Source organism: Bacteroidota bacterium (genome assembly GCA_016713925.1).
Taxonomy (GTDB): domain Bacteria; phylum Bacteroidota; class Bacteroidia; order AKYH767-A; family OLB10; genus JAJTFW01.
On sequence record JADJOH010000007.1, the window covers coordinates 910,329 to 937,325 of the forward strand.

21 protein-coding genes and 2 pseudogenes are annotated in these 26,997 nt (G+C 41.4%); 11 read left to right on the plus strand and 12 right to left on the minus strand.

Going from position 1 to position 26,997, the window contains the following annotated elements:
* The first annotated feature begins 465 nt into the window (after nucleotides 1-465).
* From sucC to IPJ86_12045, 5 genes are all read left to right on the plus strand, one after another.
* Nucleotides 466-1,656 carry an ADP-forming succinate--CoA ligase subunit beta gene (gene sucC, locus IPJ86_12025; GenBank protein ID MBK7887979.1) on the plus strand — a complete coding sequence of 397 codons (1,191 nt, stop codon included), beginning with the start codon at nucleotides 466-468 and terminating at the stop codon, nucleotides 1,654-1,656.
* 155 nt (nucleotides 1,657-1,811) lie between these two features.
* Nucleotides 1,812-2,465, plus strand: coding sequence for a sterol desaturase family protein (locus tag IPJ86_12030; GenBank protein ID MBK7887980.1), 654 nt, complete (start codon nucleotides 1,812-1,814; stop codon nucleotides 2,463-2,465).
* 199 nt (nucleotides 2,466-2,664) lie between these two features.
* The gene (accC, locus tag IPJ86_12035; protein ID MBK7887981.1) at nucleotides 2,665-4,161 is read left to right on the plus strand and encodes an acetyl-CoA carboxylase biotin carboxylase subunit; all 1,497 of its coding nucleotides are present in this window, start codon (nucleotides 2,665-2,667) and stop codon (nucleotides 4,159-4,161) included.
* Nucleotides 4,121-4,804 carry a DUF4294 domain-containing protein gene (locus IPJ86_12040; protein MBK7887982.1) on the plus strand — a complete coding sequence of 228 codons (684 nt, stop codon included), beginning with the start codon at nucleotides 4,121-4,123 and terminating at the stop codon, nucleotides 4,802-4,804. Before accC ends, IPJ86_12040 begins: the two co-directional genes overlap by 41 nt.
* Nucleotides 4,805-4,913: 109 nt before the next feature.
* Nucleotides 4,914-5,795 carry an esterase family protein gene (locus tag IPJ86_12045; protein ID MBK7887983.1) on the plus strand — a complete coding sequence of 294 codons (882 nt, stop codon included), beginning with the start codon at nucleotides 4,914-4,916 and terminating at the stop codon, nucleotides 5,793-5,795.
* Between the two features lie 12 nt (nucleotides 5,796-5,807).
* On the opposite strand, the gene IPJ86_12050 is transcribed toward IPJ86_12045, so the two are convergent.
* Entirely contained in the window at nucleotides 5,808-7,403 is a 1,596-nt protein-coding gene (locus IPJ86_12050; GenBank protein ID MBK7887984.1) for a peptide chain release factor 3, read from the minus strand.
* A 92-nt stretch (nucleotides 7,404-7,495) separates the two neighbouring features.
* Here IPJ86_12050 and IPJ86_12055 point away from each other — a divergent pair, with 92 nt between their 5' ends.
* The gene (locus tag IPJ86_12055) at nucleotides 7,496-8,062 is read left to right on the plus strand and encodes an OmpH family outer membrane protein (protein MBK7887985.1); all 567 of its coding nucleotides are present in this window, start codon (nucleotides 7,496-7,498) and stop codon (nucleotides 8,060-8,062) included.
* A 97-nt stretch (nucleotides 8,063-8,159) separates the two neighbouring features.
* Here the strand turns inward: IPJ86_12055 and IPJ86_12060 are convergent, their stop codons facing one another.
* The 4 genes from IPJ86_12060 to polX form a co-directional block, all read right to left on the minus strand.
* A complete protein-coding gene (locus IPJ86_12060) occupies nucleotides 8,160-8,774 on the minus strand; it encodes a deoxynucleoside kinase (protein MBK7887986.1) in 615 nt (204 codons plus the stop codon).
* Nucleotides 8,775-8,897: 123 nt separating this feature from the next.
* Nucleotides 8,898-9,677 carry a hypothetical protein gene (locus tag IPJ86_12065; GenBank protein ID MBK7887987.1) on the minus strand — a complete coding sequence of 260 codons (780 nt, stop codon included), beginning with the start codon at nucleotides 9,675-9,677 and terminating at the stop codon, nucleotides 8,898-8,900.
* Nucleotides 9,667-11,187, minus strand: a complete 1,521-nt coding sequence (locus tag IPJ86_12070) for a GH3 auxin-responsive promoter family protein (protein MBK7887988.1) — start codon at nucleotides 11,185-11,187, stop codon at nucleotides 9,667-9,669. The genes IPJ86_12065 and IPJ86_12070 overlap by 11 nt, the downstream gene beginning before the upstream one ends.
* 40 nt (nucleotides 11,188-11,227) lie before the next feature.
* The gene (gene polX / locus IPJ86_12075; protein ID MBK7887989.1) at nucleotides 11,228-12,934 is read right to left on the minus strand and encodes a DNA polymerase/3'-5' exonuclease PolX; all 1,707 of its coding nucleotides are present in this window, start codon (nucleotides 12,932-12,934) and stop codon (nucleotides 11,228-11,230) included.
* A 164-nt stretch (nucleotides 12,935-13,098) separates the two neighbouring features.
* On the opposite strand from polX, the gene IPJ86_12080 reads away from it, so the two are divergent.
* The gene (locus IPJ86_12080; GenBank protein MBK7887990.1) at nucleotides 13,099-14,184 is read left to right on the plus strand and encodes a site-2 protease family protein; all 1,086 of its coding nucleotides are present in this window, start codon (nucleotides 13,099-13,101) and stop codon (nucleotides 14,182-14,184) included.
* Between the two features lie 66 nt (nucleotides 14,185-14,250).
* Here IPJ86_12080 and sppA read toward each other — a convergent pair.
* Together sppA and IPJ86_12090 are read right to left on the minus strand one after the other, a co-directional pair.
* Nucleotides 14,251-16,021 (minus strand): annotated as a pseudogene (gene sppA / locus IPJ86_12085) (signal peptide peptidase SppA).
* A 74-nt stretch (nucleotides 16,022-16,095) separates the two neighbouring features.
* The gene (locus IPJ86_12090) at nucleotides 16,096-17,364 is read right to left on the minus strand and encodes a glycoside hydrolase family 16 protein (GenBank protein MBK7887991.1); all 1,269 of its coding nucleotides are present in this window, start codon (nucleotides 17,362-17,364) and stop codon (nucleotides 16,096-16,098) included.
* A gap of 91 nt (nucleotides 17,365-17,455) precedes the next feature.
* On the opposite strand from IPJ86_12090, the gene IPJ86_12095 reads away from it, so the two are divergent.
* A complete protein-coding gene (locus IPJ86_12095; protein MBK7887992.1) occupies nucleotides 17,456-18,241 on the plus strand; it encodes a CHAD domain-containing protein in 786 nt (261 codons plus the stop codon).
* Here IPJ86_12095 and IPJ86_12100 read toward each other — a convergent pair.
* The 5 genes and pseudogenes from IPJ86_12100 to IPJ86_12120 form a co-directional block, all read right to left on the minus strand.
* A complete protein-coding gene (locus IPJ86_12100; protein MBK7887993.1) occupies nucleotides 18,221-20,830 on the minus strand; it encodes a T9SS type A sorting domain-containing protein in 2,610 nt (869 codons plus the stop codon). The two genes, IPJ86_12095 and IPJ86_12100, sit on opposite strands and share 21 nt — an antisense overlap.
* A 74-nt stretch (nucleotides 20,831-20,904) precedes the next feature.
* Entirely contained in the window at nucleotides 20,905-21,372 is a 468-nt protein-coding gene (locus tag IPJ86_12105) for a hypothetical protein (GenBank protein ID MBK7887994.1), read from the minus strand.
* Nucleotides 21,335-21,958 carry a bifunctional nuclease family protein gene (locus IPJ86_12110; protein ID MBK7887995.1) on the minus strand — a complete coding sequence of 208 codons (624 nt, stop codon included), beginning with the start codon at nucleotides 21,956-21,958 and terminating at the stop codon, nucleotides 21,335-21,337. Before IPJ86_12110 ends, IPJ86_12105 begins: the two co-directional genes overlap by 38 nt.
* A gap of 26 nt (nucleotides 21,959-21,984) precedes the next feature.
* Nucleotides 21,985-22,962 carry an electron transfer flavoprotein subunit alpha/FixB family protein gene (locus IPJ86_12115; GenBank protein MBK7887996.1) on the minus strand — a complete coding sequence of 326 codons (978 nt, stop codon included), beginning with the start codon at nucleotides 22,960-22,962 and terminating at the stop codon, nucleotides 21,985-21,987.
* A 30-nt stretch (nucleotides 22,963-22,992) separates the two neighbouring features.
* Nucleotides 22,993-23,729, minus strand: a pseudogene (locus tag IPJ86_12120) (electron transfer flavoprotein subunit beta/FixA family protein).
* Nucleotides 23,730-23,877: 148 nt separating this feature from the next.
* On the opposite strand from IPJ86_12120, the gene IPJ86_12125 reads away from it, so the two are divergent.
* From IPJ86_12125 to IPJ86_12135, 3 genes are all read left to right on the plus strand, one after another.
* A complete protein-coding gene (locus IPJ86_12125) occupies nucleotides 23,878-24,195 on the plus strand; it encodes a tetratricopeptide repeat protein (protein ID MBK7887997.1) in 318 nt (105 codons plus the stop codon).
* Nucleotides 24,196-24,350: 155 nt separating this feature from the next.
* On the plus strand, nucleotides 24,351-25,334 hold the full coding sequence (locus IPJ86_12130; protein MBK7887998.1) for a pyruvate dehydrogenase complex E1 component subunit beta: 984 nt from the start codon (nucleotides 24,351-24,353) through the stop codon (nucleotides 25,332-25,334).
* An 85-nt stretch (nucleotides 25,335-25,419) separates the two neighbouring features.
* Nucleotides 25,420-26,994 (plus strand): T9SS type A sorting domain-containing protein, encoded by a 1,575-nt coding sequence (locus tag IPJ86_12135; GenBank protein MBK7887999.1) that lies wholly within the window; start codon nucleotides 25,420-25,422, stop codon nucleotides 26,992-26,994.
* Nucleotides 26,995-26,997 lie beyond the last annotated feature (3 nt).

The window sequence follows — 26,997 nt, forward strand, 5'->3', positions numbered from 1 at the left end:
ACCAGAGTTGTTGACAAAGTCATTAATAATAGAAATATCAGTTTTCTCATTTAATCCAAATCACTTTTAAAGACAAATGTTTATCACTTGAATTGAATTTGCGGTAGGAAAACTATCTGCATACCCTTTCATAAGATAAGCGTCATGCTCACCGGTAAATTACATTTTTAATTTGAGCCGATATACCAGTCCTTAAAAATTTGTCCATTGTCATTTATAATATTAATTCCTGTCATAAAGTTAACACAATTTTTGGACTAAACCTTGAGCATGGAAATTGAAGTATAATTATAGGTTGCAATAATAAAGGAACGGTTCCTTTAATAGCCTGGATAATCAGTAAATATTAATCCTGTTTTACTTCCACATCTTACTCCCCTTGAATTACAGTCAATTAACAGGGGAATGTAGTAATTTCTGAGTTAACCCTATATTTTATTATTTTTGCCCTTCAAGAAAGAAATTATGAATGTACATGAGTATCAGGGCAAGGAAATTCTAAAGAGTTTTGGTGTAGCCATTCAGGAAGGTATTGTAGCTGAAAATGCCGAGGAAGCCGTTGCTGCCGCAAAAAAACTGACTGAACAAACCGGAACCGAATGGTGGGTGGTGAAAGCTCAGATTCATGCCGGTGGTTGTGGAAAAGGGGGTGGTGTGAAACTGGCGAAGAATCTGGATGAACTGAGAGAGCGTACCAATCAGATTATTGGTATGAATCTGGTGACTCCACAAACAGGTCCCGCCGGAAAGAAAGTGCATAAGGTGTTGATCGCGCAGGATGTCTATTATCCGGGTCCGAGTAAAACAGCCGAATTTTATATGAGCGTGTTGCTCAATCGTCAAACCGGTCGTAATATTATCATGTATTCTACCGAGGGTGGAATGGATATCGAAGAAGTGGCAGAAAAGACACCGGAGCGTATTTTTAAAGAGGAAGTGGATCCGCGTGTGGGTCTGCAACCTTTCCAGACACGTAAAATCGCATTCAATCTCGGTTTATCCGGAAATGCTTTTAAAGAAATGACACGTTTCGTCAGCAATTTATATAAAGCCTATGATCAAACGGATTCTTCCATGTTTGAGATTAATCCTGTATTGAAAACCTCTGATGATAAAATTATTGCCGTAGATGCAAAAGTGAATCTGGATGAGAATGCTTTATTCCGTCACCCGGATTTTGTAGCGATGAGAGATGTGTTGGAAGAAGATCCTACTGAAGTGGAAGCCGCGGCGCATGAACTTAACTATGTGAAGCTGGACGGGAATGTAGGATGTATGGTGAATGGCGCAGGACTCGCAATGGCGACAATGGATATCATCAAACTGGCAGGTGGTGAGCCCGCCAATTTCCTGGACGTTGGTGGAACAGCCAATGCAGCACGTGTGGAGAAAGCATTCAGAATTATTTTGAAGGACCCTAATGTGAAAGCAATTCTCGTGAATATTTTCGGTGGTATTGTGCGTTGCGACCGGGTAGCGCAGGGCATTGTGGATGCCTATAAAAATATTGGTGAAATACCCGTGCCTATCATCGTTCGCTTACAGGGAACCAATGCCGATGAAGCAAAGCGGTTGATTGATGAAAGCGGATTGAAAGTGTTCTCCGCCATTGAATTGATAGAAGCAGCAGATCTGGTGAAGAAAGTAGTCGGATAAAATGAAATAGTTTTAATAGAAAGGGAAGTCTTTACCGGGCTTCCCTTTTTTATTTATTCAAGCGAATTTACACTCCGAATCGGAAAAATAAGCTTCCGCCCCGTTGTGAATTCCGATATTTTTCATTATATATTTGTTCAGCTATTTTGTTGAAAATGGAATCTGCGAAAATAAAAAATCAAGGTACCGGTGTCATTTTTGAAAACCGTTTGCTGGAAGCATTGACCAGGACACATTTTGCTTTTCCCGTAATCCTCTATCTGCTGATTGCCCTTTCAATGTTAACCTATGCTGTCCTGTATTCGAAATTGGCAATGTGGAAAGTGTGTTATCTGTTCCCCCTCGGCATGCTTACCTTTTCATTGGTAGAATATTCCATTCATCGGTGGATTTTCCATTTCAATGCCGTTACGGAAAAGCAATTGGAAGTGAAATATAAAATACATGGTGTGCACCATGAATATCCAAGGGATAAGGATCGCCTGGTGATGCCTCCGGTATTGTCATTGGGGATGGCATTGCTATTTTATGCATTGTTTTCATGGATTTTCGATACCTATGTCTGGCTGTTTTTTCCGGGATTTGCTGCAGGGTATTCGTTTTATTTACTGATTCATTATGCCGTGCATCGCTACAGACCTCCCAAAGGAATTCTGAAATTTTGGTGGACACATCATGCCTTGCACCATTATAAATCGGATGATGCAGCTTTCGCGGTTTCTAATCCGTTTTGGGATTACCTTTTTGGTACGATGCCAAATCGGAGAACGCTTCTTCAAAGAACTACTGAAAATCAATTAAAGCAATAGCCTGTCTTTTCTTTTTTAAAGCGGACATATTTATCAAGTTCATAATAAAGCTTTTCCATCGACTAGTTTTGTTAATCCTGAAAATAGAATTGAATCTCCTCCATTTTTTTAACAAATCATCTTTTTTCCATGGTATAAATAGGCTGTTGAAGGAATAGAATGGGATGAATTATTAGCGAACAATTAGTAGTTTTATCCCATGAAATTTACAAAAATCCTTATTGCCAACCGGGGGGAGATTTCTTTAAGAATTATGAGATCAGCCCGTGAAATGGGTATTAAAACTGTTGCGGTTTATTCGGAAGCAGATCGAAATGCCTTGCATGTCCGTTATGCGGATGAAGCCGTTTTTATTGGTCCGGCACCCTCTCAGCAAAGTTATCTGGTAATAGATAAAATTATTGATGCCGCCTTGAAGACAGGCGCACAAGCGATTCATCCCGGATACGGGTTTTTATCTGAAAATGCGTCCTTTGCCCGGGAGGTGAAGAAAAATGGTCTGGTTTTGATTGGACCATCTCCGGAGTCCATGGAGATCATGGGTGACAAATTATCTGCAAAAGCAGCTGCTAAGAAATTCGATATTCCTCTGGTGCCGGGTACGGATTATGCGATATCAGATGTTTCTCAAGCGCGACAAGTCGCCAAGGAAGTGGGCTTCCCCATTCTGATTAAGGCTTCAGCAGGTGGTGGCGGTAAGGGGATGCGGATTGTCGAGAGTGAAGATCAGTTTGATGAAATGCTCGAACGGGCAGTGAGTGAAGCGACTTCCGCGTTTGGTGATGGTTCGGTTTTTATTGAGCGATATGTGGCTTCTCCACGGCATATTGAGATTCAGGTCTTGGGCGATCAGCAGGGAAATATTGTATACCTGTTTGAACGGGAATGTTCTATCCAAAGAAGGCATCAGAAAGTGATTGAAGAAGCACCCAGTTCTGTATTGACTCCTGCTATCAGAGAAGCAATGGGGAAATGCGCGGTGCTCGTGGCTAAGGCCGCTAATTATGTGGGGGCAGGTACCGTGGAATTCCTCCTGGATGAAAACCTGAATTTTTATTTCCTGGAGATGAATACCCGCTTGCAGGTGGAGCATCCGGTCACGGAAATGATTACAGGCATCGATCTGGTAAAGGAACAAATCAGAATTGCAGAGGGGCATCCATTGTCGTTTAGTCAGGAGGATTTGAAAATTGAAGGGCATGCCGTTGAAGTAAGGGTGTATGCGGAGGATCCTGCCAATGACTTCCTGCCGGATATCGGTAAACTCGTTCGCTATGTTCGTCCACAGGGACCGGGAGTGAGAGTCGATGATGGATTTGAAGAGGGAATGGATATTCCGATTTATTACGATCCGATGATTGCTAAACTCATCACCCATGGGAAGGATAGGGAAGAGGCCATAGCCAGAATGCTGCGGGCTATTCGTGAATATGTGATTGTGGGCTGCGAAACCACTTTGCCATTTTGTAGTTATGTCCTGCGACATGATGCCTTTACCAGCGGTAATTTCGATACCCATTTTGTGAAGCATTATTTTACCCCGGCTGTCTTAAAAGAGGAATTGTCAAAAGAAGAACAGCAAGCCGGATTAATTCTTTCCTACCTCTTGCAGGATCAAAGCAATAAGAACAGGAAGCCTGTCGTTACTACTGGCGATGGCACCCAAAGATCCGCATGGAAAATCAGAAGGTCATGATTTTGGCACATATTTGGTTTGGACGAGTGGCATGAAATCCCGTAGTCTTCTCTTCTTGTTACTTGCCTTTTCATTAAAAGTCTCCGCTCAACTGGAGATGCCCGGTGGTGGTTATAAAGTCCTCGCTACTGTTATTGACGGGGATACCATGCCGATTATTCATCTTGCTCCCGCCGAAATATATGCCTCCATCTCTCCGGAAGCAGCGGCGAAAATGAAATCCTTCCTCAAGCTGCGACGCGATGTTTTAAGAGCTTATCCGTATGCAAAACTGGCAGCAGTGCAATTAAAGTTTATCAATGATAGCGTGGCGCATATCTCCAATGAAAGAGCGAAGAAGAAATTTATTAAGAAGACCGAAGCAGAGCTTAAAGATCAGTTTGAAAGGGATCTGAAAAAACTGACGGTCACTCAAGGACGCATCTTAATCAAATTGATTGACAGGGAAACCGGTTCTACTTCCTATGCGTTGGTAAAGGAATTGAGAGGGGGATTGCAGGCATTTTTCTGGCAGGGACTCGCCCGGCTTTTCGGATCCAACCTGAAATCAGAATATAAGGCCGATGCAGAAGATCAACTTATTGAATCGATTGTTCAACAAATCGAACGGGGAGAATTGAAATTTCAAACTGTTTCTAAATAGAAATCCTTCTTAAAATTGACAAACTACTGTTCTTAAGTTCTGCTGCACTTGTTAAATTTTTCCATCGTTGTTTCCTCGATAACTCTACTTTTGTATTGAAATTAAAATAATGTCAACTCACTCTTCAAGTAAACGTCCGCTTATTAAAAGTAAACCTGAGGAAGAGAAGCCGGAAGGTCTCTTGAAAACAATTTTTATTGAAGATTTTTTTTCAGCTGCACTGAAGCGTCAGATGAAAGTGGAAATTGTACTGCCTCCCTGGTACAAAGAAACGCCTCAGTTTTCGTTTCCTGTGTTGATTTTAAATGACGGACAATTGCTGCATAAGGTTAAAGTGAAAGAAGCCTTGTTGAAATTGTACAATGAAAATGTGATTCCCCCAATGATCATTGCCGGTATTCACGCGCATAACCGCTTGCACGAATATGGAGTGGCAGGAGTACCTGATTATAAGAGCAGGGGCAATAAAGCAGGGAAGTATAGCCGCTTTATGGTGAATGAATTCTTGCCCTTGCTGAAGAAAAATTTCAGAGTGCTCGAGGGTCCTGCCCATACGGCCATTGCAGGTTTTTCACTCGGTGGACTCTCTGCATTTGACATTTCCTGGAACTATCCACATTTCTTCGGTACAACCGGTGTTTTCTCCGGTTCTTTTTGGTGGAGAAGTAAGAGCTACGATGGAGGGTATGATGAAGCCAGTGACCGTATCATCCATAAATTAGTCCGTGGAACGGATTCGGTGAGCAATCAGCGTTTCTGGTTTCAGTGCGGTACAGAAGATGAACTTTCAGACCGGAATAACAATGGTGTTATTGATTCGATTGAAGATACACTAGATCTGATAGATGAGCTACAGGCTATCGGTTATGAAAAGGGAACGAATATCGAGTATGTGGAAGTAGAAGGAGGCAGACATGACGAAGAAACCTGGTCCAAAGTTTTTCCCGATTTTTTAATATGGGCTTTTGGCAGAGGAAAAGTCAGGTTGTAATGTTGAAGTCTTTTATTCGCTGAGCGATTTCCGTTTGAATTCAGAAGTATAATGAAATTGAAGGTCCGGATAATTTTTTATCATCTGATCCAGCATCCATTGTGAATCGGCAAGGTAAACGAGATTCCCGTCTTTATCAGTAGCCACCTGGTGCTGACGGAAACGAATGAATTCATCGAGCTTCACTTTATCCTCTGAAGTAATCCAACACGCCTTATACACCTGAATCATATTGAATTTACAGGAAGCGCCATACTCATGCTCCAACCGGTATTGAATCACTTCAAACTGAAGTTCACCCACGGTACCCACAATCTTCCGGTTGCCGCCAAACTGTGTGAAGAGCTGTGCTACTCCTTCATCCGTTAATTGCGTAATTCCTTTTTCCAGTTGTTTCGTTTTCATCGGATCGGTATTGACCAGTTCCTTAAATATCTCCGGTGAGAAACTGGGAATCCCCTGAAAATTTAATTCCTCTCCTTCCGATAAGGTATCGCCGATTTTAAAATTACCGGAGTCGTATAATCCGATCACATCACCCGGATAGGCTTCATCGATGATGCTCTTGCTTTGTCCCAAAAAGGTAGCAGGATTGTTAAAGCGGATATCCTTATCGAGACGAACATGATGGTAAAATTTACTGCGTTCAAACTTTCCGCTGCAGACTCTTAAAAAAGCAATACGATCGCGGTGTCGGGGATCGAGGTTGGCATGTATTTTAAAAATGAAACCGGTAAATGCTTTTTCATCAGGATTCACATCTCTCTTATCACTCGTTCTACCTCCGGGAACCGGAGAGATTTCTATGAAAGCATCCAGCATTTCCTTAACCCCAAAATTATTGATCGCCGATCCAAAGAATACCGGTGCCAGTTGACCGCTCAAATAATCCTTCGTATCAAATTTTTCATATACGCCTTCGATGAGATCCACATCCTCGCGAAGTTGTGGCGCGTATTGTCCCGCCAGTTTGTCAATCGCCGGATCTGCTAAACTGGTAATGCTGATTCCTTCCGGCTTCTTTTCAGTGCCAGGGGTAAAGGCATACAGGCTTTTCGTATAAAGATTGTAAACCCCTTTAAACGTTGATCCCATGCTGATCGGCCAGCTCAATGGTCGAACTTTTATTTTTAATTTTTCTTCGAGTTCATCGAGTAGATCAAATGGGTATTTTCCTTCCCGGTCCATCTTATTCACAAAAATGATGACCGGCGTATCCCTCATTCTGCAGACCTCCATCAACTTGTAGGTTTGTTCCTCAACCCCTTTCTGGCAGTCGATGACCAGGATAACACTGTCTACAGCGGTGAGTGTCCGGTAGGTATCCTCAGCAAAATCTTTATGCCCCGGTGTATCCAATAAGGTGATTAAAGTGTCACTGTATTCAAAATTCATGACCGATGTGGCTACAGATATTCCCCTTTGCCGCTCGATCTCCATGAAATCGGAGGTGGCGCTTTTCTTGATTTTATTCGATTTTACCGCACCTGCCGTTTGAATGGCGCCTCCGAAAAGAAGAAATTTCTCAGTAAGCGTGGTTTTACCTGCATCCGGGTGACTGATAATTGCGAAAGTGCGTCGTTTCTTGATTTCCTGTTGTATGCTCATGCTGCCATAAAATAAGGGTGCAAAGGTACACAGCAGGAGGATTGATCTTGTATTAAGTCAGGCTTTTCTATCTTTGGAAAAAATATACTATCTTGAAACAAGCCTCTCTGATTCTCAATGTAATACTGTTCCTGGCAGTAGCTTATCTCTATTATCTCAGATTTAATGATGGAAATACTGTTGAAACAATACCCGTTTCCGGTCCTGCATTGAACTCGAAAATTGTGTTCGTTGATTCGGATTCGCTTATGGATAATTACACCCTTTTTAAAGATATGCTGGAAGCTATGGGTAAGAAGAGGGATAGTTTGGATAAAGTCCTGATGAATAAGGGCAGTTATCTGGAGAAGGAGATCAAGGAGTATCAGGAAAGAGCCGCAGGGATGAGTGCGGGAGAAAGGCAGTTGAGAGAAGAGTCCTTGATGAAAAAACAACAAGCGCTCATGGAAGAACGTGATAATCTCCTTGAATCACTCAAGGAAGAAGAAGCGCAACTGACAGATAGTATCCATGTTGATTTGATGTCGTACCTGAAAGTGTTCAATAAGAAGCATGGTTATGATTTTATTCTGGGTTATTCCAGAGGAGGAGGCATCCTGCTGGCCAGTGATTCCCTTGACATCACTAAGCAAGTAGTGAATGGATTGAATCAAAAGTAACCTGATCCGCAATTGAGTAATAAAGAATAGCTAAGAATAAAAAAAGGCTGCTCCCCGGGAACAGCCTTTTTTATTGGAATAAGATCAGAAATGCAGATTAAAAAAGTCCGTTGATTTCACCATTAATTTTATTGATGACCATTCCCAGATGCTCAGGGTTTTCAGCAAAATTGATATCATCAATATCGATGATCAATATTTTCCCCTGTTCGTATTGTGAAATCCAGGCTTCATAGCGTTCGTTTAAGCGCTTGAGATAATCCAGACGAATGGAGTTTTCATACGCTCTTCCTCTCTTTTGAATCTGATTGACAAGTGCAGGAACGGTGCCTCTCAAATAAATCATAAGATCAGGTGGCTGAACGAAATTACTCATGAGGTTGAACAACTCCAGGTAATTATTAAAATCTCTGGTAGTCATTAAACCCATGGCATGCAAATTCGGTGCGAATATGTATGCATCTTCATAGATGGTTCTGTCCTGAATTACCGTCTTATTGCTTTTTCTGATTTTAAGTATTTGATTGAATCTGCTGTTTAAAAAGAAAATCTGCAAATTAAATGACCACCGTTGCATGTCTTCGTAGAAGTCATTGAGGTAGGGGTTGTCATCAACATCTTCATAATGTGGTTCCCATTTCAGGTTTTTTGCCAGCAGACTTGTTAATGTGGTTTTACCGGAGCCGATATTGCCAGCCACTGCAATGTGCATATTTTTAGTAGGGGAACTTGTAGCCAATTTTTTATTTTTTTAAGAATGAAACATGAAAGATAATCGTATCGAGAGACCAAAAATAGCTTCTGTAGAGTAGTCAACCAAAGGCTGTTGAAAAGTTCATTGAGGAATATAGAGGTTTTGATCCAAAATATACCAGCATTTATCCGCTGAGAGGAGGGATTTGCTGCATCCCGGAGGACAGAACACTGCGGTCTTCGCTTCGGCGTTTAGGGTTAGGTTATAAGTGATTAGCTCATTCTTCAGGTTAATCATCAGTAGGTTATCCTTGAGTTGAATAAGATGGGGTTCCTGCTCGAAGGGAATGGATTTTACTTTTGATCCAAATTGATCAAATACCATGATTTCACAGGTATCTTTAAGAATAATCCAGTCCTGATTGGCCAGCAGAAGAGTAGGATTTGGTCGTCGACCCATCAATTGGTTAAGGTCAACGGAGAAACTGCTTTTTTTTAACCTCACATCTATTTTCATCAAAGTACCCGGGATCTCATCATACACCCAAATGCCCTGATCCGGGGAGCCGGCCATCACACGTGGTTGCAGAAGTCCCAGTTCACGTAAATCAATTTCTGACTGATCCACCAGATTATTATCAAGGATCCGAATGGTGGCAAACTCCGCATAGAAGATGAGTATCCGCATAGGGTTACTTACATCAAAGGAGCTGGGTGCTCCGATATTCTTCATGCTATAACGGACGAGCTCCTTTCCTCTGCTGTTGATCTTAACAATATCTGCACCCTTCAGGTAGTAACAGTTGCCAAGAGGATCGAGGTTAAAGTCTTTTACGCCTGTAATAGAATCCTGCCTCATCTGACCGGTTGCAGAAAAAGTAGTCAATAGAAAAAACAACAGGAATGAAAACCTATTCGCCAACCTGTACATTATTTAAAATTTCTTCGAGATAATTTCTGTTATTTGACAGGCGAGGCACTTTATGTTGACCGCCTAATTTTTCTCTTCGCTTCATCCATTCGTAAAACGTATTTGGTGGAACATTATGTATAATGGGAAGTGCTAAAACTTTATCCTTGTATCTTTTGGCTTCGTAGTCAGAATTTTGTGCTTTTAACGCATCATCCAATAAAACAGTGAAGTCATGGATGTCTATCGGCGGTGAGACGAATTCAATGATCCACTCATGAGCACCGCTGCTTTTGTCACTGAAATAAACCGGTCCTGCAGTGTATTCTCTGATAATAGCACCGGTGGCATGGCATGCAGCTTGAATGGCTTTGTCAGCGTTCTCGATGATTAATTCCTCGCCAAAGGCATTGATAAAATGCGCAGTTCTTCCGGTAATTCTTATTCTGAAAGGACTTAAGCTGGTAAATGCCACAGTATCTCCGATTTTATATCTCCATAAACCTGCATTGGTGGTGATGATGATCGCGTAGTTTTCATTTAATTTCACTTCATCGAGTGTGATCGTAGTTGGATTTTCTTTTTCCCATTCACTCACCGGTAAAAACTCATAGTATATGCCGTAATCCAGCATGAGCAACATATCCTCACTGTAGAGTCGATCCTGAATACCAAAAAATCCTTCTGAAGCATTGTATGTTTCCAGATAAAACATATCTGATTTTGGAATCAACTTTTGGAATTGATCTTTATAAGGCGTGAAACTAACTGCACCATGTACAAATAACTCCAGATTGGGCCATATTTCCGTGAGATCACTTTTGCCGCTGATTTCTAAAATGCGTTTCAGCAATACCAATGTCCAGGAAGGAACACCTGCTATGTTAGTGACATTCTCAAACATGCATGTCTTGGCCATCATCTCAATTTTCTCCTCCCATTCATCCATGAGCGCAATAGACCGCTCCGGCGTTCTGAATAACTGTATCCAGAAGGGGAGGTTTTGTATAAGGATCGCACTCAGATCACCGTAGAAGGAATCATTGCTGAGGGAATTGATCTGATGACTGCCTCCCAGTGTCAATAACTTCCCGTTAAATAATTGTGTCTCCGGATTATTGTGAAAATACATGCAGAGTAAATCTTTTCCCCCCTTGTAATGGCATTCCTCTAACGCTTCTGAAGTAACAGGAATAAATTTAGATTTATCATTGGTTGTACCGCTTGATTTAGCAAACCAGCGTACATCACTCGGCCATAGTAATTGCTGTTCCCCTGCTTTTAATCTGAAAATGTAGGGTTTTAAACTTTCATAATCCTGAATAGGAATTCGCTGTCTGAATTCTCTGGAACTGGAGATGGATGAAAAGTCGAATCGCCTGCCGAATTCAGTATAGCGGGAAGCGACAATCAATTTCTTTAAAAGATCTTGCTGAACTTCATTCGGAAATTTCATGAATAGTTCAATCTGATGCAATCGCTGCTTCATTATCCATGATAAAACCGAATTGATGATAGGCATAGAATCAGTTGATGAACTTGAAGCCTAAAGTTAGGAAATATTATTTAATACTTCCCAAGGCTGATTTTTTCTTTTTGAACCATTCCGTGATTTCTTCCAGCGAGAGCGCGTTAAAAGTGTCTTCCACACTTAAAAAACCCTTCCTGGCTACCGCCACACCATAATACATATCACCATAACCCTCAATGGAATGAGCATCAGGATTAATGGAAATCTTTAATCCGAGCTGTACAGCATAGTCGATCCATCTCCAGTCCAGATCCAAACGGTAGGGATGTGCATTTAATTCTACTACGACATTTTCCTCAGCGCAAGCTTTTAAAATTTCCTCATAATTTATGGGATAACCTTCTCTGGCGAGCAGTAAACGACCGGTGGGATGTCCTAAAATGGTGGTGTATGGATTGCGTATGGCCTTGAGTAGTCGTGCTGTTGCCTTTTCACTGTCCATCCTTAAACCGGAATGAACAGAGGCTACAATAAAATCGAATCGCGATAAAATTTCATCCGGGTAATCCAGACTTCCATCTGCTAATATATCGGATTCAATTCCTGAGAAAATTCGAAAGGGAGCCAGTTTTGTGTTCAATATTGCAATTTCTTCCTGCTGGGCGATTACTCGTTCTATACTTAATCCTCCTGCATAAAATGCGGTTTTACTATGATCAGAAATGCCCAGGTATTGATACCCTTTATCACGGCAAGCGATGGCCATTTCTTCCAAAGTATTCTTGCCGTCACTATAAGTGGAGTGATTATGAAGAATGCCTTTGAGATGTTCGGTTGTAATGAGTTTTGCTGGTAATTTTTTGGAAACTGCTTTTTCAATTTCATGAAGTCCTTCCCTGAATTCCGGCTCTAAATAGGGGAGATGGAATTGTTCGTAAATCTCCATTTCTGATTTCAATTTCTTTAAGTCCGATTCACCAATGGGTTGTTTTTGAAAACAGAGCGAGATATGCTTTTCATTTCCGGTCGTCTTCCATAAATTCCATGCTTCCTCAGTTTCTTCATAAAACAGTATTTGTATTTTGATATCACCGGGACCGGTCAGTTGAATATCACCTTTCGTACAATCTGTTGAATGATAAAGTTCGGCTGGTAAACTAGAGATGGCTTCTTGCAGCGTCGATTCAGTAGCTAAAGGAGCGATGAACTGAATGCTGTCTATCGTTTCGCATTTCCTTCTTAATGCTCCTGTTATTTGTAGTGGAATGCTGTTATTAATAAGTTGAATTGCCTTTATAAATTCATAGGCAACGCGCTCCCCATACGCATAGTGAAAATGGCCTTTTTTTGATAGAATGTACTCGACACTTTTCTTAAGTATATCCTGCGTCTTCGAGCCGAATCCCTTTAGCTCCACCAGCCTGTTTTCATTGCAGGCGTATAATAACTCACCGGGTGATTCAATCTGCAACTCTTTCCAGAGTAATGCCGTTTTCTTGGGACCAAGTCCTTTTAACTTCAACATTTCACGGACACCGGGCGGAGTGTCTTGTAAAAGTTTTTCAAGATCCGGTAAAGATTTATGTACTAATAAATGATGAATCTTTTGACTCAAACTTTTTCCAATACCCTCCATCGCCTCAAGTTCTTCTATGGATTTCCCATCCAGCTTCACCAAACTCTTTTCAATTTTTAATGCGGCATTTTGAAAGGATCGGATTTTAAAAGGATTCTCTCCATGCAACTCCATCAGCTTTGCTGTTTCTTCCAGAATTTCAGCTATATGATAATTTTCCATTCAATGATTTATTCTACGTCTAAAATTAGAAGAATTATTCATCTCTCACCCTGATTTTTTGCAGTATTTTTACCGATGTGGAAAAATCTCGTTTTAATATGTTAACTTAGAATTTCTCCACATGTTTCAATAAATGAATAAGTTCGAATTACTTTAATCAATCTATGAAAGGTGCATTTCAAATTGCGAGTGTGAAGGGAATCAGGATTTTTATCCATTGGACCTTTTTTATTTTATTCATCTGGATCGCTTACAGTCGTATAAGCGCAAACGGAACGGTAACTGATGTACTCCATGAAATTGTTTTTATGCTTTCCTTATTTTTTTGTGTGCTCCTGCATGAACTCGGTCATGCTTTGGCGGCCGCTAAATACAATATCAAAACCAGAGATATTACGCTCCTACCCATTGGTGGAGTAGCACGGCTGGAGAAAATGCCGGAAGATCCCAAGCAAGAGCTCGTTGTGGCAATTGCCGGTCCCCTGGTGAATGTGGCTATTGTAGGTGTTTTATTAATTATTATTTACCTTGGAAAGGGAATGCCCATTGCTTTCGATATGGAAGATTATTCAGCGAATGGATTTGCCGTGAACATGATGATCGTGAATATTTCGTTGATAGTGTTTAACCTGATCCCTGCTTTTCCGATGGATGGCGGCAGAGTTTTCAGGGCATTACTGGCGATGAAGTGGTCGAGAGTGCGTGCCACGCAGATTGCTGCTGCCGTCGGACAATCGATCGCGGTGCTGTTTATAGCAGCAGGTTTGTTTTTTAATCCTTTCCTGATTCTCATTGGTGTATTTGTGTTTTTCGGAGCACAAACTGAAAATAAAATGATACAGCAGCAGAGTGTTTTCAAAAACGTTACTGTAAAGCAAGCGATGATCAGTACCTATACCGCATTATCCGATTCTTCCACTTATCAGGAGGGTGTGAATGCCTTGCTTTCCGGTTATGTGACGGATTTCCTCGTGCTATCTGGAGCGGAAGTTATCGGCTATGTTACGCGTGATGAATTACTGAAAGGATATGCTGAATATGGTCCCGATACTTTAATCAGCCATTCCACACGGAAAGTGGACTATGCAGTGACAGAAAATGATGCGCTGGATAAAGTCTGGATGAAAATGATGGAGTCGGATTTACCGCTGGTACCTGTTTACAGCAATGGAGTCGTGACGGGTATACTTTCAAAGGAGAATGTTTCGGAATTGATGGCCTTGCATTTGTTGAAAGCCCAACGTGGCTAGCAGGTTGTTTCATATTTCGACAACATTGATGTTGGTTTCCTTTCAGGTGCTACCCATTTCTATCGCTTAGAAGTTTACACTGTAGGGACTCAACGCCTGCACACCGTTCAGATGTAGAATTTCCTTGATGGCCTTGATGTATTTATACGACTCTCCGGTTTGTTCCATGGTAACCTTGGTACTCACTTCGGTAGAAAAATCCTGGAGCATCGCTTGAAATGGATCTTTTTGTTCCGGTAATTGGGTAATACGATATTCTTTTATTCCTGCTTTTGCGGCAGCTATATCAATGGCTGTTTCAAGTCCGCCGAGTGTATCCGCTAATCCAATTTCAATGGCTTTTGCACCGGCCCAAACTCTTCCCTGACCAATACTGTCCACTTGGGGTTGTGTCAACTTGCGACCTTCAGCCACTCTGCGGGTGAATACATCATAAATACGATCCACTTCCTGCTGAAGAATCAATTGCTCCGATGGAGTAAGCGGGCGGGCGATGCTTCCCATATCCGTAAAGGGATTTGTTTTATATACATCTGTGGTAATCCCTAATTTATTTTTCAGCATTTTCTCAGCATTGAACAGCAATCCGAATACACCAATAGATCCGGTGAGTGTATTTTCCTGCACTACAATTTTATCCGCAGCGCAACTGATATAATATCCTCCGGAAGCAGCCACATCACCCATAGAAACAATAACAGGCTTCGCCTTTTTCGCCAACAGTACTTCTCTCCATATTTCTTCCGAAGCCAGCGCATCTCCACCGGGCGAATTGACGCGCAATACAATTGCTTTGATCTTTTCATCTTTTCTGGCGGAACGAATGGCATCAGATAATTTATCAGAACCGATAGATTCATCGTCACCATCACCATTAGAAATTGATCCCGAAGCGAAGATAACGGCGATTTTATCCTTAGGGAACGTTGCTCCGGTACCTTTTGGTTCGGGTGATTTTTTATAACGTCCGAGTGAAACTAATTTAATTTTTCATCTGTTTTTTACCGATTTTTTTATTCAACGCTGCAGTGAATTCATCGAAATAGGCCAGTTCATCTACCAGTTTCAACTCCTTGGCATCTGCTGCTGTTCTCGCTTTCATGGAATCAACAATTAATTTGAAATCATCAGTACTGATTTTCCGTTGCAGGCATATCGATTTTGACAAGTGTTCCCACATCGGATCAACAAACGCACGGATCTGGGCACGGTTCTCGTCGCTCATCTTATCCAAAATGAAGGGCTCAATAGCACTTTTGAATTTTCCGTGACGAATGACCTGCGGCTCAACCTCCAGTTTCTCCAGTGTTCCTTTGAAAAACATGAGTTGTGCTGCAAGTCCTGTTAAGCCTACCGAACCTTCCGGATTCAAATAAATTTTATCGGCAGCAGAAGCCAGATAGTAGCCTCCCTGTGTATAGTAATCCGCAAACGCATAAATAAACTTGCCTGATTTTCTAAATTGAAGTAGTGCATTGCGAATTTCATCAATGCTGGCTATGCCTCCCTCTAATGAAGTAACATCAAGGTATATTCCTTTTATTTTATCGTCTTTGGAGGCCTTCTTAATATTTTTCAAGATGTCATTTAATCCAATGGAATGTTTTGCCTCAAACCGGTTTAAGTTGAAGTTTTCAAATGGATTGTTCGAACTACGATCTTTTAGCGGAAAATCAAGTCGGATATGGAGAATGCTATTCTCGGAAACAATGACTTCATCATTTTTTAAAGAGGAGACAGACATAGAAATGATGACAATGAAAAGGAAGAATAATAGGCCAAGTCCGAAGATAAATCCAAGCATGGAGGCAAAGAATATTTTAAAGAATTGCTTCATAGTGTTTATTTTAAACAAATATAGTGTTGAACTTTAGATTATTGAGAAGGTGTATTTAACGTTTCAGGAGATGGCTATTGCACTTCAATGAATACCTCCTCCATTTGGTCTGCGCATTTTACTTTAAGCGCATAGATTCCCGGTCCGGATAAGGGGAGGAGGGATGTTCCGTTTTTTAGTTCATGCTGCTGCTTCGCTGCCGGACTACCTTTTATAGTCAGTTCTATCATGGCTGTAGCACTCTTATTCCCTTCCATGCTTACCAACAGTTTATCAGCTGATTCCCGGAAGATGCCGATTCTTTGAACGGGTGTTTTTATTATTTTTCTCTTGTATTCCGGTCTTTTCTTTTTTGTCAGAGTAGCTGATTCAGAATTTTTATTATTCTGCATAGATACCCGAAACGGAGATGCATTTCCTGAGCTTTCAAAGCGGTAATTTTGTTTGTTGTCTTTTTGCCAAATGCGGATGTATTCAATATCAAATTTTGCAGGAAACAGCGTGCTCCCGGTGATCGCTCCTCCAATGGAACCATCTTTATTGGTCACTGCCAGATTAGCAATTAAAGCCAATGGGTCGTTGAATGTTCCCTTCCACCATGCGACAGGCAGTCCGTCCAGGTACCAGGTAATGCCTTCCTCGCGCCAGTCGATGCTGATGGTATGGAAATTATTTTTCCAGTCTGCCGTTGTATATAAATGGGAGCCCCAGTTTTTTCTTAATAACCCTAAAAATACAGGATAGTTTTTACAGCCCTTTTTACAATGCACATCCACATGAAAAGCACCCGCTCTGGATCCGCCCATCTCAAAAATATCGATCTCCTGATTATCTGCCCCAAACAACCAGAATGTCGGCCATAATCCCGAGGAAACGTCAGTGCGAAAACGAATTTCAAATAATCCATAGGTGTATTTTTCTTTTGAATAAATTATCCCACTCTGATAATCAAATGTCATAAGGTTGCTGACAGTAGGTTTGTCCGGACATCGTAACAGGAAACTATCACTTTCATAAGGTATTGCTCTGGCAGTGATTTTACTTTTTCGGGCGGTGATGGACAATACCCCGCCTTGCTGTATAAGATCGTCTCCGTCAGAATAGTAATTAACATCCATGCTGCAATACAAATGCCTGGCCCATGGATAAGCAGTCATCCATTTTTCTTTGTTTAGATATTCACCGGTGAATTCATCTCCTCCTTTGTAAGCATAAATTGTTTTTTCATCTCCCTTAAATTCTATTAAAACCTGACCCTTCAAAGTGCTGATTGATGTCAATAGAAGAAAAAAGATGCTCAGTCGGTAATGGAAATAATTTCCTCTAGTGTAAACAGTGGACATTTAAAATTTAAGTGTTTTATGGAACGAATATCGTAATTTCAGCGTGGATATAAAAGGTATATCGGTAAAATCACTTTTTTTCCCGTAAATAATGACTAAAATTAGGTATAAGAAAATTGAATCGTGGCAGGATGAAGCTTTACAGCAGCTAAATCTCTTTATCCACACTTCTCATCCTGAAAATTTGCACGAAGCGCGTGTGATGATGAAAAAGATTCTGGCTTCCGCTAAATTGCATTCACATATTACGGGAAAAAGAAACAGTTGTTTTAAAGAATGGAAAACCATTTCCTCATTAGCAGGGGAGGTTCGGTTAACCGGAATTATAAATAAACTATTGTTTCACTACCCATCATTGGGTGACCTGAAAATTTCTGAAAAAGTAATCGCCGGTCGAATGAGAGCGTTGCAAAAGAGATTTATAAAGTCGCGAAAATTTCTTGAAGAAAGCAGGATGGAACTATCTGCCACCATGAAAAAAATAGATACTAAAGATTTAGTGAAATTTCTGAATAATCAATTGCCAAAGTCCGTTGAATGTATAAACACTCCTCCTGAAACTACCGGTTGGCATAAATCCAGAATTCATCTAAAAAGAGTAATGTATTTATCTTCACTGTTAACCACTAAGCAATACTTCGGTTTAAAGGTCGATGTGCGTCATCCTTTCTTTGATCAACTTCAAGAGGAACTCGGACAATGGCACGACTTGACCGACTTGCGCCAACACATAATAACCGGTAAGTTAACATCTTCTCGAAAACGGAAATTAGTACTATTAATGAATCCTATCCTTCTAAAGAAAGAAAAAAGGATTCAACGTCAATGGAAGAAGATAACGAATTCAGGACTTGTATCAGAGTTTGATGAATCGTAATACCGCCGGCTTATTTCCATCAATGATCACCTGATACATCCCTTGAGGATAACTTTCAACATTCAATTGAATAGCTGTCGCATCTCCAGGAGTAATCACATCAATAATTCTTCCGGTTATATCTGTAATGGTCATTTTGTTAATCGCTCGACTGTCTTTTGAAGTGATGCGAATGATGTCTTTTGATGGGTTGGGGTACAAAAGATAATTTGAGGCAGATAACTGCTCTGAAATTCCACTGCAGTTGATCACCAGTACATCCGTAATCGGAGAGGTGAGATCACATATACCATCGCTTACATTAACTGTATAATTCCCTGTGGAATCAACGAATAGGGTATCGGCATTTGCTCCGTTGATAAGTACTCCATCTTTATACCATTGGTATACCCAGTTCGCTCCTGTAAATGCATACAAGGTGACAGAACTTCCTGCACAAAAGGCTGTGGGTCCTCCGGCAACGATATAGGCATCAGGAGATGTTCGAACTTCAATAGGAATAGAATTGAGCGGACTCCACATAGGGGGATTGGTAGAAAAAATTCTAATCCTGTAATCTGTTCCATCAATGAGTCCGTTGGGTACGTTGATAGGAACGGGTGTTGTTCCTGTTGCAGTAACAGATCCTAGTGTTGTCGGATAGATAAACTCACCGAATTCATCGGATAATTCGATACGAAATTGATTGCCGGGATTCCAGTTGCCATTTGCATTGATGGCAAGCGTGTAGCCATTGTCTGTACAAAAAGTATTTGTCGGTAAACTCAATTGCATATCATTTTTCCTTGCAAGAATAGTGGAGAGACCATCTCCAACAGCCAGTGCATTGTTGCCAACTAGAAAATCTATGTCGTATAATGGGGCTTTACTTGGATTGATTTCTTTTCCCCATACACTTCCTCCATTAGCGGTTCTGTAAATTTCATTGCCGGCGAAGAACCATCCGTTCAACGGATCCGTAAATTTTATGCAATTGATCGGATCATTTCCATTCGTTTGCAATTCGAGTGACCAGTTGATTCCTCCATCTACTGTCGAATAAATTTCTCCGATACTGGTTCCCGTAAATCCGGTCATGCTATTGCTGAAATACATCGCTGTATTATCTGTAGCCCCTCCATTGTTGACTAAATTCCAGCTTAAACCATTGTCGTAGGTAGTAACAAGATAAGGTTGGTTGGTGGAGATGATGAGTGTGTCGGTTCCAAAGCTTTGTATGAGTTTAAAGTCATATCCTAATCCTGTAAATGAATTGGGAACATCCGTCCAGGTATCACCATTGTTAGTGGAAAAGGCAATTTTTGCATTCGCTCCGCAGACATAAATTTTATTACCGGAAGTCTTATGAAGGTTATATAAATTTTCACCGATACCGCTAAAAATAAAATTCCAGTTTGCCCCTCCATCAATAGTTTTTACAATGGTTCCGCTGGAGCCCACTGCTAATCCTGTTGTGGCATTTACAAAAAGAATATCATGTAAGTCTTCACCACCTGCATTGCTAGCCTGTGGTGTCCAGGTCACTCCACTGTTGGTGGTGTGTAAAATCGTTCCGGAAACTCCAGCAGCAAAAGCTTCGGTAGATGATAGGGTTTCAATACCATTTAATCTGGTTTCAGAAACACGTGAGGAGAGTTCATTCCATGCTGTTCCTCCATTCGTTGATTTTAGTAACGATCCATTCGTTCCTGCAACGATGAAGTTATTCGCTGTGTTTGCCGACACATCCAGCGCATTGAACCAGTCATTGGATAAATAGTTATTCCAGTTAGCCCCTCCATCTGAAGTGAAAAATATATTGCCGGCCTCACTGCCCACCACACCATTGTTGAGATTGACAAAGTCGATGCTAAGGAGGTTGGTACCCGCGGTTTGTGCAGGATTCCCAATGGGCGTAAAGGTTACCCCGGCATCTGTGGATTGAAAAATTTGTGCTGCTGAGGCGATGTAAATATTCTGTCCGGAAGGCATGCTGAGGTCAATAAATTCGACCGCACTTGCTATTCCTACAAAACTCCAGGTATTACCATAATCTGTTGTGCGCATGGATAAAGCACCTGTACCTACGAGCATTCCATTGCCATTTGCTGTCAATGCAATATCATTAATATCTCCGGGTGTATTGGGTAATATTTGCTGCCAGGATAGTCCACCGTCAGTGGTCTTAAATAATTGACCCATTGAACTTCCGTTTTTCAAAGCAACAACTCCGCTATCTGCATCCACCATAGATAATGCACTAATGATATAGGATGGAAAACGATAGCGGATACTCCATGATGTTCCGCTGTTAGAGGAATAATATAAATCACTACCGGCTGCCATAAATCCATTCAAACTATCGGTGAACTGCAATTCGGTGATGTCATCAATATGTCCGGGATATTGCAATGCCCAGGAACTGCCCCCATTAGTGGTTTTAATCAATGCGCCTTTATCTCCGGCAGCCCATCCTGTAGAAGTATTTAAAAAACTCAGTTTGTTGATGTTATTTCCCTGGGGAGAGGGATGAAGCCAACTCCATTGTGCTTTCGCGTTAACAGAAACCATCAGCAGTAGAAGTAGGGCAGCGAAATGTTCTTTTTTCATGGTAATACGTTGAGCATGTTTTTACGAAAGTAAGGGAAAAAGGTTCTATAGTGGATAAATACAAAGTAAAATTATCATTTATGCATTGTATAATTAAACCGTAGACGATTTGTTTTTCCACTGGTCACTTCCTGTATCTGTAAGCGAAGGGAATCAATAAGAATAATTTTGAAAGAACGAATGTCAATATAGGACGAAAGCAGTGAGGAAGGGTCGTAGATGAATTGAAGTGTACTGTCATTGATTTCCCAACTGCCCTTTGCCCGGATTTTTTCCAGAGCGAGTACATACGAGAATCTTTTTCCATTTGAATCTTCTGTCAATTTCATGAAATCATTTTCACCAACTCTCTTCACCGGAGACCCTGCTGAATCAATAATGCTGATGTATTTCCATGTTTTGCAGAGGGAAATGCTCTGCTGTGAAAATGTGGGGACGGAAATAAAAAGGAATTGGATAAAAAGAAAAAATACCTTTTGCTGATAGGATCGCAATGCAGTAGTTTTATTGTTCCGAAGATTTCTTCCGTTTGCTAAGCTCATCTCTGATTTTAGAGGCAGTTTCATAGGCTTCTTCATCAATGGCTTTCATTAAAAGCTCTTTTAACTCTTCAACAGATAAAGAGGTGTAATCATTGGCCACTTCCGTGACTTTCGTGGCTGCACTTTTCTTAGGTAAACTTTTAGGTTTTTCTTCTTCTGTTGCACCTTCTGTTTCATCAAGGACCATTCCTGCTGAAGAGAGAATGAATTCAAAAGAATATATCGGACAGTTGAATCGTACAGCCATTGCAATCGCGTCGGAAGTGCGGGCATCAATCTCCTTACTTTCACCTTCTTTGTTGGTACATATCAATTTGGAATAAAAAATACCTTCTTTTAAATTGTAAATTATAATCTCATCAATATGAATATCGAATTCGATAGCGAAATTTTTAAATAAATCATGTGTTAACGGCCGACTGGGCTGCATGTTTTCCAACTCGACAGCAATGGCTTGCGCTTCAAATCCTCCAATTATAATAGGGAGTCGGCGCTTACCTTCCTCTTCGCCAAGTATAAGTGCATATGCTCCGCTTTGTGTTTGACTAAAGGAGAGCCCTATGATTTCAAGTTTAATTTTTTTCATAAACTGCTATGTGAAGATAAATAAAATCAGGCATGTGCCGATTTGAATTCCTTCACCGCTTCAATTAATCGGGGAATCACTTCAAAAGCATCACCAACGATACCATAATCAGCCGCTTTAAAAAAGGGTGCTTCAGGATCCTTGTTGATAACTACAATAGTTTTTGATGCACTGACACCGGCAAGATGTTGAATAGCACCCGATATACCGATAGCGATATAAAGATTAGGACTTACGGCAATGCCGGTTTGTCCAACGTGTTCACTATGTGGGCGCCAATGTGCATCACTGACCGGCTTTGAACAGGCTGTGGCTGCTCCCAGTAGTTCAGCTAATTCTTCAATCATCCCCCAGTTTTCAGGACCTTTTAAACCTCTGCCACCGGAAACAACAATTTCTGCTTCAGGGAGCGATACTTTATCTGCTGCTCTGACAATTTCTTTGACCATGGTCCGGAAATCACTCTCCTTTATCACAGGAGCAAAGGTCTCTATCACCACAGGCTTGGTGTCTTCTACCACTTTATAGGAGTTGGGTACCAGACTAATGACTTTATTCGTACTTGTCAGGCTAACATCCGCAAATGCCTTTCCGGAGAATGCCCCTTTTCTGACAGTAAAACTACCATTGAAAGAAGGTAAGCTGATCGCACCATCCACAAAGCCGGCATCCATCTTCACAGCAATTCGTGGTGCTAATCCTTTTCCGCTAAAAGAAGCAGATAATACTATAGTATCCGCAGCACTTGCCTTCGCACCTTCAGCGATGATGGAGGCATAAGCCTGGTTAACAAATAATTTCAATTGATCTCCCGTAACGGAAAGCACTTTGTCAACACCGTATTTAGCTAATTTCTCCAGTTCAGCATTTTCAACATTGCCGATTGAAATAGCCACCAGATTTGTCTTTAGTTCTTTGGCAATCACATTGGCATAACTAATCAATTCAAAAGTGGATTTCTTGAATTTTCCACCTGTATTTTCTGCGTATATTAAAACTGACATCTTATTAATTTTTGGAGGTAATTGATAGAATTAAATCGCTTTGGCTTCGCCATGCAATAAATCCACTAATTTATTGACTTCATCAGCAGCAACAAGCTTTACCTGACCCCTGCTTTGAGGCTTATCAAACTTAATAATTTGTTGCAACTGCGGAATATCAACAGGTTCAACAACGGTTAAGGGTTTTGTACGGGCACTCATGATACCACGCATGTTAGGAATTCTGGGTTCGGCCATTCCTTCTGTGGCACTTGCTACCAATGGAAGCGGGCAAGTTAACACTTCTTTACCACCTTCAATTTCACGTTCCAGTGTTGCTGTTGTACCATCAATAACCAGTGATTTTACGATGCAAACGGCAGGTAAGTCGAGTTTCTCCCCAACATGGACGCCACCTGTGAGCCATTATAATCGATGGATTCTCTACCTGTAAGGATCAAATCAAAGCCCTTATCTTTTGCATAAGCAGCAATCTGACCGGCAACAAAGTAGGCATCACGGGGTGTAGCATTGATCCGGACCGCATCGGTAGCCCCAATAGCAAGCGCTTTACGAATGGTAGGTTCGGTACTTGCATCTCCAATATTGATTACGGTAACTGTACCAGCCTGTGATTCAGTCAATTCTAAAGCCCGTGTCAATGCAATTTCATCATATGGATTAATGATAAACTGTACTCCGGCCGGATTAAAAGACTTCAGATCATCACTGAAGGTTATTTTAGTGGTTGTATCAGGAACATTACTGATGCAGACGAGTATTTTCATGTTTTCAGAAATTATTAAGAAAGTGCAAACCTACTTAGAACGGGGCAATTTGCCAATATGATTTTGCAGGTTTGCTTACATTAATCATGTAATGGGCTATATATTATTGTCTTTGTACTTATGACGTATTTTTGTCAAAACTATTGGAATGAATCCTGAAAGAGTTCAGCAAATTAGGGCAATGATGGCGGAGGATCCCGGTGATCCCTTTTGCAAATACGCATTGGCTCTCGAATATGGGAGTGATGAAACAATGAAAGACAAGGCTTTAGAGCTGTTAAAGGAATTGATTCTTCAACATCCTGCTTATTTACCTGCTTATTATCAATTGGCCCTTCATCTGCGTGCTAAGGGGGAAATAGCAGCTTCCGGAAAAGTAGTCCAGGCAGGGATGGAACTGGCCAAAGCACAAAATAATAAGCATACTTTTGCGGAACTTGAATTTCTGCTCGAGGAATTGGAGTGATTGTAATCTGCTGATATTTAGATCGTAAAATCGGTTTTTTACTTTAATATTCCGGCTATTTTTTCAAAATCAAAATTTCAGACCCGACATGAAGGTTGTCGCGCATTTTCGGTTCATGAAAAGCATATTTTTGTCAAACAAACCAACGCAAAACAATGAGAGAAATTCAGTTTAGAGAAGCATTAAGAGAAGCTATGGCTGAGGAAATGAGGAACGACGAACGTGTTTTCCTCATGGGAGAAGAAGTGGCTGAATACAACGGCGCTTATAAAGTGAGTCAGGGGATGCTGGATGAATTTGGTCCGAAAAGAATTATCGATACGCCCATCGCTGAACTCGGTTTTGCGGGTATTGGAGTAGGGGCAGCTATGAATGGTCTGCGTCCGATTATTGAATTCATGACTTTTAATTTTTCGTTGGTAGCCATCGATCAGGTGATCAATTCTGCAGCGAAAATGATGAGTATGAGTGGTGGTCATTTTAATGTTCCGATTGTGTTCAGAGGTCCTACCGGTTCTGCAGGAATGTTAAGCTCTCAACATAGTCAGGCCTTTGAAAATTGGTATGCGAACTGTCCCGGACTTAAAGTCGTGGTTCCGTCAAATCCCGCTGATGCGAAAGGTTTATTAAAGACTGCCATACGTGATAATGACCCTGTGATTTTTATGGAGTCGGAGCAGATGTATGGAGATAAGGGCATGGTACCCGAAGGGGAATACCTGATGCCGATTGGCGTGGCTGATGTGAAGCGGGAAGGCAAGGATGTCACCATCGTCTCCTTCGGTAAAATGATGAAAGTGGCTTTGAAGGCTGCTGAAGAACTGGAGAAGGAAAATATTAGCGCAGAAGTAATCGATCTTCGTTCTGTTCGCCCGATCGATTATCCCACTGTTGTGAATTCCGTGAAAAGGACAAACCGCCTGGTGATTGTAGAGGAGAGCTGGCCACTGGCTTCAATAGCCTCAGAAGTAAGTTTCAAAGTTCAGAAAGATGCTTTCGATTATCTTGATGCACCGATTCTTCGGGTAATGGGTGGGGACGTACCCCTGCCGTATGCACCGACTTTAATCGAAGCCTTCCTGCCAAATCCGGCACGGGTGATTAAGGCGGTGAAAGAAGTGATGTATCTGACGGTTTAACACCATCCATCCCGGTAATTCTTTTTACGGATTGCCTATAATTAGTTATCTTAGACGGTATGAAATTATTTTTATGTGTTAATGCATGGCTGTCTTTCTTCGCAGGAGCGATCTTGCACAACCTTTGATAAAAAGTTGGGATAAGAATATTGCCGGCTTTTCCTCCGATGTTCCGGTGAGTTTTCAGCAATTGGCTGATAGTAGTTTTATTCTGCTTGCTAATTCCCGCTCAGGAATTGGTTTTGATAAGTCGCAACCGAACCGTGATTCCACAGGCTCAACGGGTGATTTTTGGTTGATCCGTCTAGATAAATCAGGAAATATCATTTGGGAAAAAACGTATGGCGGTCCCGGAAATGATGTTCCTTCAGCACTCGTGGTTTTACCCAATGGCTTTATAATGGCAGGGACTTCTTCTTCCGGTGTAGGAGGAGAAAAAACGGATAGTCTGAGAGGCGTTTTTGATTATTGGGTCATTGCTGTTGACACTAACGGTATAGTGCAATGGGATAAAACAATTGGTGGTCCATTGCAAGATCAACTGAATGCAATGGTACTCACGTCTGATTTTAAATTATTCCTTTCCGGCTGGACCCTCAGCGGAGTGGGTGGCGATAAACTCTCTCCTTTACTGGGAGATTTTGATTATTGGTTAGTGAAGATGGACCTTTCCGGAAATTTTATTCTGGAAAATACACTCGGCGGTATCCAGGCGGATAATTGCTATGCCATGGTTCCGACAGGTGGTGGTGGAGCATTGCTGGCCGGATATAGCAATAGTCCGATTTCATTTTCTAAAACAGAGATTTCCAGAGGTGGTTTTGACTACTGGGTAGTGCGGGTCGATAGCCTGGGAAGAAGGCTGTGGGATAAAACTATTGGTGGTCCGGGTGACGATTTTGCATTTGCTGTTGCGGAGCATCCCGGAACCGCAAGAGGATTTTTAATTGGTGGAGATTCTTTTTCCGGACCAGGAGGAGAGAAATCGCAAGGGTGCAGAGGTGGAGATGATTACTGGCTCGTTTACATGGCCGCGAACGGAAATTTTGTCTGGGATAAAACGTTTGGTGGAACAGATTATGATGAACTCAATTCGATCCGTACTACTGCGAATAAACAAATTTTGCTGAGTGGAGAATCCTATTCGCCTGTTTCGGGTGAGAAGTCAGAATCGAATCTGGGTGCAGAGCAAATCTGGATGATTCTGGTAGATACTACCGGACAATTGCTATTCGATAAAACATTTTTTACTACCGGCCACGATGAGTATACACAAGCAATTCCTACAGCCGATCATTGCTTTATGGGAATTACTTATACGGCTGCGGATACCGGTGGCTACAGGTCCCATAATAATCTTGGTGGCGGTGATATCTGGCTCTGTAAATTATGTTATGCACCCGTTGGTCTCGCTCCGCAGATGGTAGAAGATGGTTTGCTGCTGTACCCGAATCCTGCAGGGGAAGATGTGGTAGTGCATTTTACAGATGGAAATTTATTGTCATTGCAAATTGCAGACATTAATGGACGAAAATTATTTGCTCAGGATATGATCAAAAAAGAATGCCGGCTGGATATTTCTTATCTCAAAGCCGGCATCTATTTTATAACGGTGTGGACGGAGAAGGGTAGTGTGACAAAAAAACTGCTGAAGTTATAAGAT